10 protein-coding genes are annotated in these 12,908 nt (G+C 75.0%); 6 read left to right on the forward strand and 4 right to left on the reverse strand.

Features of this window, described 5'->3' with window-relative positions; genetic code table 11:
- Nucleotides 1-28 precede the first annotated feature (28 nt).
- Nucleotides 29-643 carry a response regulator transcription factor gene (locus tag WME83_RS13895; RefSeq protein WP_437319761.1) on the reverse strand — a complete coding sequence of 205 codons (615 nt, stop codon included), beginning with the start codon at nucleotides 641-643 and terminating at the stop codon, nucleotides 29-31.
- Nucleotides 644-752: 109 nt separating this feature from the next.
- Here WME83_RS13895 and WME83_RS13900 point away from each other — a divergent pair, with 109 nt between their 5' ends.
- The 3 genes from WME83_RS13900 to WME83_RS13910 all read left to right on the forward strand — a co-directional run bounded on the left by WME83_RS13900 (nucleotide 753) and on the right by WME83_RS13910 (nucleotide 4,124).
- Nucleotides 753-2,024 carry a hybrid sensor histidine kinase/response regulator gene (locus tag WME83_RS13900; protein ID WP_437319762.1) on the forward strand — a complete coding sequence of 424 codons (1,272 nt, stop codon included), beginning with the start codon at nucleotides 753-755 and terminating at the stop codon, nucleotides 2,022-2,024.
- A 52-nt stretch (nucleotides 2,025-2,076) separates the two neighbouring features.
- Complete coding sequence (locus WME83_RS13905; protein WP_437319763.1) at nucleotides 2,077-3,447, forward strand: hybrid sensor histidine kinase/response regulator; 1,371 nt, start codon at nucleotides 2,077-2,079, stop codon at nucleotides 3,445-3,447.
- Nucleotides 3,448-3,719: 272 nt separating this feature from the next.
- Nucleotides 3,720-4,124: a hypothetical protein gene (locus tag WME83_RS13910; RefSeq protein WP_437319764.1), complete on the forward strand. Its 405-nt coding sequence runs from the start codon at nucleotides 3,720-3,722 to the stop codon at nucleotides 4,122-4,124.
- A gap of 137 nt (nucleotides 4,125-4,261) precedes the next feature.
- On the opposite strand, the gene WME83_RS13915 is transcribed toward WME83_RS13910, so the two are convergent.
- Both WME83_RS13915 and WME83_RS13920 read right to left on the reverse strand, forming a co-directional pair.
- Entirely contained in the window at nucleotides 4,262-5,251 is a 990-nt protein-coding gene (locus tag WME83_RS13915; RefSeq protein WP_437319765.1) for an STAS domain-containing protein, read from the reverse strand.
- Between the two features lie 6 nt (nucleotides 5,252-5,257).
- Nucleotides 5,258-6,445, reverse strand: a complete 1,188-nt coding sequence (locus tag WME83_RS13920; RefSeq protein ID WP_437319766.1) for an FIST signal transduction protein — start codon at nucleotides 6,443-6,445, stop codon at nucleotides 5,258-5,260.
- 236 nt (nucleotides 6,446-6,681) lie between these two features.
- Here WME83_RS13920 and WME83_RS13925 point away from each other — a divergent pair, with 236 nt between their 5' ends.
- Entirely contained in the window at nucleotides 6,682-7,701 is a 1,020-nt protein-coding gene (locus WME83_RS13925; protein WP_437319767.1) for a Uma2 family endonuclease, read from the forward strand.
- Between the two features lie 33 nt (nucleotides 7,702-7,734).
- Here the strand turns inward: WME83_RS13925 and WME83_RS13930 are convergent, their stop codons facing one another.
- Complete coding sequence (locus WME83_RS13930; protein WP_437319768.1) at nucleotides 7,735-8,136, reverse strand: hypothetical protein; 402 nt, start codon at nucleotides 8,134-8,136, stop codon at nucleotides 7,735-7,737.
- Nucleotides 8,137-8,231: 95 nt separating this feature from the next.
- On the opposite strand from WME83_RS13930, the gene WME83_RS13935 reads away from it, so the two are divergent.
- Both WME83_RS13935 and WME83_RS13940 read left to right on the forward strand, forming a co-directional pair.
- Nucleotides 8,232-9,752 carry a DUF1990 family protein gene (locus WME83_RS13935; protein ID WP_437319769.1) on the forward strand — a complete coding sequence of 507 codons (1,521 nt, stop codon included), beginning with the start codon at nucleotides 8,232-8,234 and terminating at the stop codon, nucleotides 9,750-9,752.
- A 190-nt stretch (nucleotides 9,753-9,942) separates the two neighbouring features.
- The gene (locus WME83_RS13940) at nucleotides 9,943-12,876 is read left to right on the forward strand and encodes a DUF2169 family type VI secretion system accessory protein (RefSeq protein ID WP_437319770.1); all 2,934 of its coding nucleotides are present in this window, start codon (nucleotides 9,943-9,945) and stop codon (nucleotides 12,874-12,876) included.
- The last annotated feature ends 32 nt before the right edge of the window (nucleotides 12,877-12,908 follow it).

Below are 12,908 nucleotides of genomic sequence, written 5' to 3' on the forward strand. Positions count from 1 at the left end.
GAACCGATCGAGCCTGTCCGCTCGCCGATCACGGCCCCTGGAGCCGATCCACGAGCCGCACGAGCTCCGCCACCGTTTCCACGCCGAGCTTCTCCATCACCCGGCCGCGGTGCACCTTGATCGTCTTCTCCGCCGCGCCGAGCTCATCGGCGATCTGCTTGTTCAGGAGCCCCTGCGCGACCCGCAGGCACACCTCGCGCTCGCGCGGGGTCAGCGCCTCGAAGCGCGTCCGCAGCGCCTGCTGCGCGCCCCGGGCGGCGCGCGCCTCGGCGTCGCGCGCGATGGCGCGCTCCACCGCCGCGAGCAGGTCGGTGTCGTCGCAGGGCTTCGCGAGGAAGTCGACCGCGCCCGCCTTCATCGCCCGCACCGAGCTCGACACGTCGCCGTGGCCGGTCAGGAACACGACCGGCAGCGGGCACCCCCGGCGCGCGAGCTCGTCCTGCAGCTCGAGCCCGCCCAGGCCGGGCATGCGCAGATCGACGACCACGCAGCCCGGCCGCTCCGAGGGGGCGCGCTCCAGGAACGCTTCGGGCGACGCGTACCCCTCCACCGCATACCCCGCCGAGCGCAGCAGCCGCTCGAGGGCGCGCAGCACCGAGGGGTCGTCGTCCACAACGAACACCGTGGGCCCGGTCACGTCCATGGCAGCGCCGCATTCACGCCGAACCCACCGAGGGCGTCAACCGCGGGCAGGCGGGCCGAGCAGCGAAGCGCTTGACGCACCCGACGGCGCGCTGGCATCTGCTCTCCCCATGGCGTCGGACCGCCGCGCGCTCGTCTTGCTGGTGGATGACGACCCCAGCAGCCTCAAGCTGCTCTCCGAGGCCCTCGCGGGCCAGCCGATCACCCTCGCCGTGGCCATCGACGGGGAGATGGCGCTGCGGCAGATCCGGCGCGAGGCGCCCGATCTCGTCCTGCTCGACGCCGTGATGCCTGGCCTCTCCGGCTTCGAGGTCTGCCGCCGGCTCAAGGAAGATCCGGCGACGCGCGCCGTCCCCGTCCTGTTCATGACCGTGCTCTCCGACACGGCGAGCCGGGTGCGCGGGCTCGAGCTCGGCGCGGTCGATTACGTGAGCAAGCCGTTCGTCCGCGAGGAGCTCGTGGCCCGCGTGCGGACGCAGCTCGCGATCCACGCCGCCGCGAGGGCGCTGTCCGAGAAGAACGAGGAGCTCGCGGCCGCCCGGGCGTCGCTGGAGCTCGACGTGGCGCGGCGGACGGAGGAGCTGCGCGCGGCCAACCAGCGCCTGGAGCGCGAGCTCGAGCTGAACCGGGCCGCCGAGCTCAAGGTGCGGAAGGCCCAGGAGGAGCTCGCCCACCTCAACCGGGTGTCGGCGATGAGCGAGCTCGCGGCCTCGATCGCGCACGAGCTGAACCAGCCGCTCGCCGCCATCCTGAGCAACGCGCAGGCGGCGCAGCGGCTCCTGGGGCAGGCCCCGCCGGACATCGCCGAGGCGCGCGCCGCGCTCGACGACATCGCGGCGGACGGCCGCCGCGCCGGGAAGGTCATCGAGCGGATGCGCGCGATGCTCCGCAAGGGCGAGCTCAGCGCGGTCGCGCTGGACCTCCGCGAGCTCGTCCGCGAGGTGGCCCGGCTCCTGGCCAGCGCGGCGCTCCTCGCGGGCGCGACCGTGCGGATCGAGCTCGCGCCGGGCCTGCCGCGCGTCCGGGGCGACGGCATCCAGCTCCAGCAGGTGCTCCTCAACCTCCTCGTCAACGCGCTCGACGCGGTCTCCCGCCGTCCGCCCGAGGCGCGCCTCCTGGTGGTGCGGGCCCGCGCGGCCGACGGCGGCGGCGTCGAGCTCTCGGTGGCAGACTCCGGTGCGGGGGTCCCCCCGGCGGACCTCGAGCGGATCTTCGAGCCGTTCTTCACGTCGAAGGTCCAGGGGCTCGGCGTCGGCCTCGCCATCAGCCGCTCGATCGTCGAGGCGCACGGTGGCCGGCTGTGGGCCGAGTGCGGCCCCGGCCAGGGGGCGACGTTCCGCTGCACGCTGCCGGAGTGGCGCGAGGGCGAGGGCGCGCCCTGAGACCAAGGTCCCATGGTCGACGGCGGGGGAAGCGTGGCACAGACTGTCTGTCATGGCAGCACCTCGATCCCGCGCTCAGGTCGCCGAGGGGGTCCAGGGCGGCGACGCGCTCGACGCGCGCGCCGACCCGCTGGCGTCGGGCTCCCGGCTGGCGCGAGCCCGACCGCCGCTCGTCCTGATCGTGGACGGCGACGTCGAGAGCCGCGGGCTGGTCGCGGCGGCCCTCTCGGGCCAGCCGTTCGACGTCGCGGAGGTCGGCGATGGGGAGGCGGCGCTCCAGCAGATCCGCTGCGAGGAGCCCGATCTGGTCCTGCTCGACGCCGCGGTGCCGGGCCTCTCCGGGTTCGAGCTCTGCCGCCGCCTCAAGGAGGATCCGGCGACGCACGAGATCCCGGTCCTCTTCATGACCGCGCTCGGCGACGCGGCGGGCCGGGCGCGGGGGATCGAGCTCGGCGCGGTCGACGGCGTGGCCAGGCCGTTCGTCCGCGAGGAGCTCGTGGCGCGCGTGCGGGCGCAGCTCGCCGCGCGCGCGGCGGCGAGGGCGCTGTCGGACATGCACGAGGAGCTCGCGCGCGCCCGGGCCTCGGTGGAGCTCGAGGTGGCGCGGCGGACGGAGGCGCTCCGCGCGGAGATCCAGCGCCTCGAGCGCACGATGGCGCTGAGCCGGGCCGCCGAGGGCGAGGCGCAGGCGGCCCGGGAGGAGCTCGCGGCCCGGAGCCGGGTGTCGGCGATGCGCGCGCTCGCGGCGTCGATCGCGCACGAGCTGAACCAGCCGCTCGCCGCGATCCTGAGCAACGCGCAGGCGGCGCAGCGGCTGCTCGCGCGGACCCCGCCGGACATCGTCGAGGTGCGCGCCGCGCTCGACGACATCGCGGCGGACGACCGCCGGGCCGCGGAGGTGATCCAGCGGATGCGCGCGAGGCTCGGCGAGGGCGAGCTCGGCGCGGCCGCGCTGGACCTGAACGAGCTCGTCCGCGAAGTGCGCCGGCTGCTGGCGGGCGCCGCGCTCCGCGCGGGCGCGACCGTGCGGAGCGAGCTCGCGCCGGGCCTGCCGCGCGTCTGGGGCGACGCCGCCGGGCTGCAGCAGGTGCTCAGCAACCTGCTGGTCAACGCGCTCGATGCGGTCTCCTGCCGCCCGCCCGAGGCGCGCCGCGTGGTGGTCCGGACGCATGCGGGCGGCGAAGGCCGCGTCGAGCTCTCGGTGACGGACTCCGGCGAGGGCGTCCCGGCCGAGGACCTCGAGCGGATCTTCGAGCCGTTCTTCACGACGAAGGCCCGGGGGCTCGGCGTGGGCCTGGCGATCAGCCGGTCGATCGTCGAGGCGCACGGCGGCCGGCTGTGGGCCGAGCGCGTCCCCGGCGAGGGGGCGACGCTCCGCTGCGCGCTGCCGGCGTGGGGCGAGGGCGCGTGCCCAGCCGGATGACCCCGGCGCGTCCCCCCGACGCGGGGACGCGTGGAGCCCACCGGGGATGCGCTGAGGCAGCTTGTCTCATCCGTGGCTGCCTGCCGCGGGGGCGCCCCCTCCAGTTGCGGGGCGACGGCGCGGCGGCGGCCCGGGCGCTGCTGTAACCATTTGCATTTACAGAATTATTTCTGCGTGCGCTCGCGTCGGCATCGTTCGTGTAACGGCCCCCCTCACGCGCCGGGCTCGGCCTCCGTGCTGGCCCCTTTCCGCGCAACCGATGGGAGGTATCCATGACGCAGGCGATCAATCCGAGGTGGTGGGATGAGCACAAGACGTCCGGCTGGGAGCGCGTGAAGGAAGCGCTGCGCCGCGACTGGGAGCAGACCAAGGCGGACTTCACGAACAACAAGGGGCAGGAGCTCAACCAGGACGTGGACGACACGGTGAAGCAGGCGCTCGGCAAGCAGCCGATCCCGCCGCGGCACGTGCCCAACAGCGACTGGGACGACGTCGAGCCGGGGCTGCGCTACGGCTGGGGCGCGGCGGGCCAGTACACCGAGCACCGCGACTGGGACGATCGGGTCGAGAGCAAGCTCCGGGAGGAGTGGAACGACCTCAAGAGCGGGCGCACGTGGGACGAGGCCAAGAGCGCCGTCCGGCGTGGCTGGGATTCGGCGCGCCGCAAGGCGTCCTGAGCGGCGCGCGCGCGTCGGCCCGGCGGTCGTGGTCAACGTTGCCCAGGGAGAGTCCACATGAAGGCGGGAAGGCGGGAAGATCATGAAGGTTTCCTTCCCGCCTTCCCGTCTTCATGTTCAAATTTGGCCACGACCCGCTATCGACGCCCGCGAGCGGAGAGCAGCGCCCGCAGCGCGTCGCGCAGGCGGCGGTACGTCGTGACGTCGCCCCACGCGACGCCCTCCCGCGCGAGCTCCCGGGCGACCTCCGGGCCGATGCCGGCGAGCACGCAGGCGCTGCCGAGGAGCCTCACCGCCGCCGCCACGCGCACGAAGAGCGTGAGCGCGTTCGCCTCCATCCGGTCGAGCCCGGTGACGTCGATGACCACCGCGCGCGCCCTGGTCGCGTTCACGGCGGCGAGGAGCCTCTCCATCAGGTGCCCGCAGCGCTCCTCGTCCATGGAGCCGATCACGGGGACGCAGAGGATCTGGCTCCACACCTCGAGGATGGGCACGGACAGGGCGCGCATCGCGGCGCGCTGGTGCTCGATGAGCGTGAGCTTCTCCTGGATCTCCCGCTCGTGGGCGAGCTCGCGCGCCCGGGCGAGCTCCTCCTCGGCGGCGGCGCGCGCGAGCGCCTGCGAGGCCGCGGGCAGGAGGCGACGGACGAGGCTGACATGGCGCGCGTCGAAGAAGGCGCGCGCGGGATGGGTGAGCACGAGCAGCGCCCGCTCCGGGCCGGCCTGAAGGGGCGCGTGGAGCGCGGAGCCGCACCGCTCCAGGACGGACGCCGGCTGGCGCTGCCACTCGGCGAGCTGGGCGAGGTCGAAGCTGGCCACCGGCCGGCCCGCGAGGGCGCGATCGAACGCGGGCCCGCGCCGCCACACGGTGGCTGACAGGCGCGGATCGGTGGAGGCGACGACGTGGCCGTCAGCGCCTTCGGCGAAGGCGATCACGAGCCCGGCGGCGGCCCCGACGGTCCGCGCGGTCGCCTCGACGATGCGCGCCAGCGTCTCCGCGAAGGTCCCCGGCTCGGTGAAGAGCAGGAGCGCCTCCGCCAGCCCCTCGGCCTCCAGGCGGAGCGCCCGCTCCTCCTCGCGCGCGCGTTGCAGCTCGGCGATGGTCTCTCGGGCAGCCTCGTCCTCCATCACATCTCACTGCCCGAGCAGGAGGACGGCGATGGAGAGGTTGGCGTGCTGGTTCCTGCCCCGCGTGAAGCACCCTTGTTCACCGAAGGTGAACCTGCCGAGGAAGGGGGTCTCCCCGAGCGACGCGATCACCCCCTGGACCACGCGGTCGAGCTCGTCGCGCACGGCGAGCATGCACCCGGCGCAGAAGATCACGAGCGCGCCCTGCGCGCGGAACGGGCGCGGCGCAGACGCGAGCGCGGCGTCGACCACGGAGCGGACCCGGCCGATCAGGCTCTCCCGCGATCCGCTCATGAGCACGAGCTCGTCTCCCTCGTGGATGTTCGCGCTGAACGTCATGGAGTTGTCCGCCTCCACGGTGCTCGGATGGATGAGCAGGAACTGGGGGACCTTGCCGATCCAGCCCGAGGGCCGCCCGAGCGGGTGCAGCGCGGTCTGCTCCAGGATGGAGCCGCCGCCCAGCTGCGCGGAGATCAGGCCGCCGGTCCATCGGTTGTAGACCTCGGCGGCCGGGAGCCCGTCGATTTCGGGCAGGCGCCTGCCCGCGGCGCGGGTCACGCGGCAGCGGTGCTCGGTGGGGACGTAGCCGCTGCTGAATGCATACGAGATCTCCCCCGACGGGTAGAGGGCGGACAGCAGCGCCGAGCCCCGGAAGGCGCGCCCGCGCTCCAGCTGCGATTGCTGCCCGTCGAGGGAGTCTGCCGCAGAGGAGCCGCCGAACACAGGCACGTTGGCGCCGACCACGTCCGCGATGCCGAGCAGGATGTCCTCCTCCGCGCCGGTCTGCGCGGTGAGCCAGAACAGGGCCGGGAGCTCGCCGGCCCGCCCGGCGTCCTCGATGGCGCGGCGCGCGGCGCGCGCGCCGGCTTCGCGCGGCGCCCCGCCGATCGGCTCGGCCGCGACTCCATAAGCACCTTGCGCGTCGGCGACCCCGAGCAGGGCGAGGCCGGGACCGGACATGCCGTGGACTCCGGCAGAGGTCATGACGGACAGGCATGAGCTCGATCCGTGGACGCGGACCGACGCCGGGAGCGCCGCGGTGGCGCGCGCGAGCTCGTCCACGTCATGACGCTCCGTGTAGCTCAGGAAGATGTGGTCGGGTGTTGCGCCGAGGCGCGCGCGGAGCGCGGACATGGCCTCGTCGAACGCCGCGCCCGCCGTCGCTGCGGTCGACGCCGAGGTCGCTATCTTCATCTGCCCTGTCCTCCCTGGTCCACGGCCCGATCCGCCGAGACCGGGCGGTCATCAGGTATCTATACACGAACGCGCGCCGTCCCTCGCCGCGATTCGGCTGCGTCCCGGGCGCTGGCCAGGTCGGGCCGCTCACCGTCGAACCGCCCGGGCTGACGGGCGCACGTGAGCGACCCCGGCGTCGGCGGCGCGAAGCCCGCTTACGTCCGCTGCCTGCGCGTCGTGCAGGGGAATCCGACATGCGCTGTCCTTTCTGCCGCCGCTACCTCGGCGAGGACGGTGCTAAGGTCCTCGGCATGGTCCTACCCGCCTCCGGAACGCCGGGGCCGCCCGCCCCCCCGCCGATCGCTCCGACGGAGGCCGAATGGCGCGCGATGACGCCGGCTGAGCGCGAGCGCCTGCTGGTGAAGATCCTCGACGCCCTGTCGGACCCGAAGAGCGCCATGGCCGAAGGTCGGCCCCACCACAAGGCCAAGGGGCGGGCGATCGACATGCTCACGTTGCACTTCGGGACGACGGGGCGCGCCATCTACCTCGCCGAGGAGTTGGCGGTCCTGTACCCGGGCGAAGAGGTGTTCGCGCCGGACATCCTCGCCGTGGTGGACGTTCCGCAGCCCGAGGATGACCCGCGGATGGCGTGGGTGGTGGCCGACGAGGGTAGGGGGCTGAGCCTGGTGCTGGAGGTGCTGCACCAGGGCGATCGGAAGAAGGATCTCGTCGCCAATGTCGAGCGCTACGCGCGCCTGGGGATCCCGGAGTACTTCGTGTACGACCGGCTCCGGCAGCAGGTCCACGGCTATCGGCTGCCCGCGCCGGATGCCGAGCGCTACCAGCGCATCGTGCCGCAGATGGGGCGTTACGCTTCGGCGGTGCTGGGCCTCGATCTGGCGGTCGTCGGCGACCGGCTGCAGTTTTTCTACGGCATGGCCGAGCTGTTCGGCTCCGCGGATCTGATCGGCCGCTTGAAGGGGATGATGGCGAGCCTGGAGTCGAGGGCCGAGCAGGCGCAGGCGCAGGCGGAGCAGGCGCAGGTGCAGGCGGAGCAGGCGCAGGCGCAGGCCCAGCAGGTGCAGGCGCAAGCCGAGGCGGCCATGGCGGGCCTGCGAGAGGCCCTCCTGGCCGCGCTCGCCATGCGCGGCATCCCGTGCCCGGACGAGGCGCGCGCGCGCCTGCTGGCTTGTCAGGACCCCGCGACGCTGCAGCGCTGGCTGCTGCGGGCGATGAGCGCCCGCTCGCTCGACGAGGTCCTCGCCGGATAGGGGTAGGCTCGGGCTCGCCCTGCGCGGGCGACGCTACCGCGCAAGCCCTTCCTCCCCGCAAAGCGCGTCGTACCAGCGCGCGTAGCTCGTGGACGCGACGAGGCGGCGGTTCTCGTCGGGCGCGCCGTCGCTCCACCACGGCGGCCCCCGCTCGCCCAGCGCGATCTTCGCCTCGTTCACGCGACGGCGGGCCGCGCGCAGCGCCCCCGCGTCGCCCGCGCGCAGCGCGCGTCCCACCTCGCGCCGCGCCGCCATGAGCTCGGAGACGAGGCGCCTCCGCGCGTCCTCCGGCAGCGCGGGGTTGGCCCGACGCCACAGGCGCCCGCGCACGATCAGGTAGCGGCCGTCGGGTGTGACGAGCGACCCCTGCGAGGCGCCTCCGGCGCGCGGCGAGGCGGTGGCGGGGCGCTGCGCGCCGGTGGTGCGCGGGCTCATGCCGCGCCTGCAAGCAAGTCCCGGGCACGCCGTGAGCTGGGGCTGGCACGGCCTTCGCCTGTCCTCGCCCATCCGATGGGTGCAAAGGAGAACGGATGATGAAGGTTCTGGTGACCGGCGGCACAGGGGTGGTGGGCCCGGAGGTGGTGCGGCGGCTCCTGCGGAGAGGGCACGGCGTCCGGCTCCTGTCGCGCCACGCGAGCGACGATCGCAAGCCGTTCGAGGGCGACGTCGAGGCGTTCGACGGCGACATCGGCGACGCCGCGTCGATCCGCGGCGCCGCCGAGGGGTGCGACGCGGTGATTCACCTGGCGGCGACCGTCGCCGAGCGGCCGCCGGAGGTCACGTTCGAGCGCGTGAACGTCGAGGGCACACGCAACATCGTCGCCGAGGCCGAGCGAGCGCGCGTCCAGCGCTTCGTCTACGTCTCGTCGCTCGGCGCCGATCGCGGCGAGTCGGGTTACCATCGCTCGAAGAAGGCCGGCGAGGAGATCGCCCGCACCTTCTCGCGCGAGTGGATCATCCTCCGCCCCGGCAACGTCTTCGGGCCGGGCGACGAGCAGATCTCGCTCCTGCTCAAGATGATGCGCACGCTGCCGGTCGTGCCGCTCGTCGGCAAGGGCGACGATCCGTTCCAGCCGATCTGGTGCGAGGACTGCGGCGAGGCGCTCGCCATCGCCGCCGAGCGCGCCGATCTGGCGGGGCGCGAGCTCGACCTGGCGGGCCAGGAGCTGACCTCGATGAACCAGGTGCTCGACCGCTTCGAGGCCATGACCGACCGGCACCCGACCCGGATCCCGCTGCCGGCGTGGATCGAGTCGACCGGGGCGAAGCTCGCGGCGAAGTTCGGCATCGAGACGCCGGTCAACGCCGACCAGATCACGATGGTGACCGAGGGGAACGTCATCCCCGAGGGCCGCGAGAACGCCCTCGACGTGCTCGGCGTGAAGGCGACGCCCCTCGACGAGAGCCTGGCCAAGCTCGGCGATTCGCTCCCGGAGCGGCTCCCGTCCGAGGGGCTCGGCCCGATGCACCGCAAGATCTACCGCGCCGTGATCCGCGGCGCGCGCCTCGACGCCGAGGGGCTCATCGCGCTCGTGCGCGACGAGTTCCCGGAGCTGACCCCGCGCAAGACGGTCGTCGTCGGCGCGGAGCCCGAGAGCCCGACGCGCATCGCGCCGGGCGCGACGCTCACGATGGCCCTGCCGCTGCGCGGGCACGTCCAGGTGCGCGTCGAGGAGGTCTCGCCCCGCGCGATCACCCTCGCCACCCTCGAGGGCCACCCGCTGGCCGGCGCCGTGCGCTTCCTGGCCGAGCCAGCGCCCGGCGACGACGGGGCGGTCCGCTTCGAGGTGCAGACGTGGAACCGCGCCTCGACGCTCGCCGACCTCCTGGTCATGGAGACGCTGGGCGGGGCGGTCCAGACGTACACGTGGACCTCGCTCGTCGAGACCGTCATCGAGCGCAGCGGCGGCCGCGCCGAGAAGGGCGTGGAGGTGATCCGCGACGACCCCGACGAGCGCGAGGGCAAGGCGTTCGAGCGCTGGCTGGAGGAGCTCATCCACCGCCGCGTCCGGCGCGACGACGCCGCCGCGCCCGCGATGGCCGCGGGCTGAGCGCGAGGCGGAACGCGGAAACGGGAGGCGATCGGCGCGGCCGGGGCCGGGGTGTGGGCTGGCCCGCGCCCGCCCCAAGCGCTCCGCAGGAAAGCGGCGCCGCGCGCTGTCGCTTCGTGCCTCGATCGGGCGCGGACCGAGGCAGCCCGCCACGCCTCGCGCTTGTGGTCCGAGGGGCGGCGGGCTTAGAGTGGACGCTCGCCCTCGCGTCTGCCTCGCCGGGCCCGATCCGCCGCACGTGACCTCGCCGTGGCCTGTCCAAGTCGTCGCGCTGAACGCCGTCTCGTGCGGCTCGGTGCTGTGGCAGGCCGGGAACGCGCATCGGGTCACGGTCATCGTGAAGGCCACGCTGGCCCTCGCGCACGATCGCCTCGCCTGGCCCATCGCGCCGCATCCGATCGTGCGCGAGGACCGTCACGGGCCCTCGGGCTCGCTCGAGGCGGCGAGCGAGGTCGCGCCGTACCTGCCGAGCGTGGGGGTGGTGCTGACCGGCCACGCATACGCGCCGGGCGGGCAGCCGGCCGCGACGATGATCGCCCGGCTGGCGATCTACCGCGGGGAGGCGCGTCTGCTCGACAAGCGGATCAAGATCGTCGGGGATCGCGCCCCCGTCCCGCCGTGGAGATCGCAGCCGTTCCAGCGGATGCCGCTCGTCTACGAGCGCGCCTTCGGCGGGCCCGGGGTGCCCGACAACCCCGTGGGGGTCGGCGCCGCCTCCAGCGCCGCGCCGGCGCTGCCGAACCTGCTCGACCCGCTTCAGCCCACGCGGCCGGCCGGGATGGGGCCGATCTCGCCGCGGTGGCCCGCGCGGCAGCGGCTGCTCGGCGGCGCGGAGCCGCGGGGGGGCGAGCCGCAGCAGGCCGGGCCGACGGCGGGCTTCGACTGGCGTTACTTTCACGCGGCGCCGCCCGATCAGCAGCTGCCGTTCCTGTACGGGGACGAGTGGCTCGTGCTCGACGGGCTGCACCCCGAGCTGCCGCGGGTGCAGACGCAGCTCCCCGCGGCACGGGCGCTGGCGCGCCGCTATCCGCCGGGCGGGGGCGGGCAGGGGCAGCCCATCGAGCTGGCCGCCGACACGCTCGTCATCGATGTGGATCGCCAGATCTGCTCCATCGTGTGGCGCGGCAGCTTCGCGCTGGAGCGCGCCGAGGAGCGGGCGTCGATCCGGGTGTGCGCCGGCCTCGAGATGCCGGGCCATCCGCTCTCGTGGCCCAGCCTGGAGCAGGCCGCGCCTTCGCCGCACGGCCGACCGAGCGCGCCGGAAGATCTCGGCATGACGCTCCCCGTCGGCGGCGCGTCGAGGTCGAGCGCGCCGGGCGATCTCGGCACGACGCTCCCCGTCGGCGGCGCGTCGAGGTCGAGCGCGCCGGTGCTGCCGTTCTCGCCGGCGAGCGCGGCAGCCCAGGCGCAGGCCGCGAGCGCCGCGCGGGAGTCGCGGCCGTCGCGGTGGTCGGGCGCCACCCTCGTGGACGAGGAGACGCGGATGCAGGACCCGGCGGAGCTGGCGATGCAGCTGCAGGCGCCGCTCGCGCCGTTCGCGCTGGCGCCGCCCGGGTCGCCCGCGCAGCCGGCCGCGCCCATCCCGGGAGCGCCGTGGGCTCCCCCGGAGCCCGCGCTGCAGCCCAGGGCCGCCGCGCTGCTCCGGCCGATGGACGAGAGCGCGACCGTGCTCATCGACCTCGATCCGCCGGACGCGCAGGAGCTCGTGCCGGAGACCGAGGACGCGCCTGCGCCGCTGCGGCCATCGGCAGCTGGGTCGGCCGGGAGCACGCGGGCCGGAGAGGGCGCTCCGTCGGCGGTGGTGGCGCCGTCGGCGGTGGTGGCGCCGGCGGCGGTGGTGGCGCCGGCGGCGGTGGTGGCGCCACCGGCGGTGGTGGCGCCACCGGCGGTGGTGGCGCCACCGGCGGTCGTGCCTCGAGCCGCCGATCCGCCGGCGGCTGGCGTCGTGGCGCCCCCGGACCCCGCGGGCGCCGCCGGCGCGACCCCGGCCGCGGGCGCCGCTGCCGTGGACCCCGCGGACGAACGCCTGCGGGCCGAGGTGATCGCGCGGCTGCGGGCCGGCGAGCTGCTCGGAGGGATCGAGCTCGCGCACGCGGACCTGAGCGGGCTCGACCTCAGCGGCGCCTCGCTGTCCGCGCTCGATCTCCAGGGCGCAAGCCTGCGCGGGAGCAAGCTCGCCGGGGCGCGCCTCGCCGACGCGAAGCTCGCGGGCGCGGATCTCGGCGGGGCAGACCTCTCGGGCGCGGATCTGACCCGCGCTGACCTGTCGCGCGCCGTGCTGGAGGGCGCGCGGCTCGACGGCGCCACGCTGCACGAGGCGATCCTCGCCTCGGCCCGCGGCGCAGGGGCGAGCCTCGCGGCCGTGACCGGCGCGCGGGCGAGCTTCGCGCGCGGCGTCTGGGACAGCGCCTCGTTCGAGGGCGCGGACCTGCTCGCCCCCGACCTCTCCGGCGCCTCGCTCGGGGCAGCGCGGTTCACGGGCGCGTCGCTCCTGGAAGCCCGCCTCGACGACGCGCGCGGCGCCGGCGCCGCGTTCGACCGGGCCAGGCTGGGGAACGCGCGCGCGCCGAGCGCGGAGCTCACGGGGTGCTCGTTCCAGGATGCGGCCGCGCCCGGATCGGTCTGGCAGGGCGCAAAGCTCGACGGTTCGCGCTTCGCCGGCGCCGACCTGACCGGCGCCGACCTGTCGCGCACGAGCTGCGCGTCGTCGGTCTTCGCGGGCGCTGACCTGACGGGCGCCAACCTGCAGCGCGCGCAGGGGAACGGCGCCGATCTCGAGGGCGCTCGCCTGACCGGCGCGGATCTGCGGCAGGCGCGGCTCGCGGAGGCGCGCTTCGACGGCGCGTCGCTCGGTCGGGTGATCGCCCACCGCGCCGATCTCGGCGGCTGCCGCCTCGTGCGCGCCGATCTCTCGGGCGCGAACCTGCGCGCCAGCCGGATGCGCGGGGCGGACCTCTCCTTCGCCCGGCTCGATGGGGCGGACCTGCGCGACGCGGAGCTCGACGGGGCGAACGTCTACGGGGCTTCGCGGCAAGGCGCGAAGCTGAGCAAGCGCGACGAGGCGCGGCTGGTCGAGGTCCCGCCCCGGTCGGGGGATCCCGGCGGCGGGGCCGCGGGGAGCTGACGCTCCAGCGGGAGCCGACGCCCGTGGGCGGC

Origin of the sequence: Sorangium sp. So ce385 (genome assembly GCF_051474135.1) — a bacterium.
In the GTDB taxonomy this organism is placed as follows: Bacteria; Myxococcota_A; Polyangia; order Polyangiales; family Polyangiaceae; genus Sorangium; species Sorangium cellulosum_D.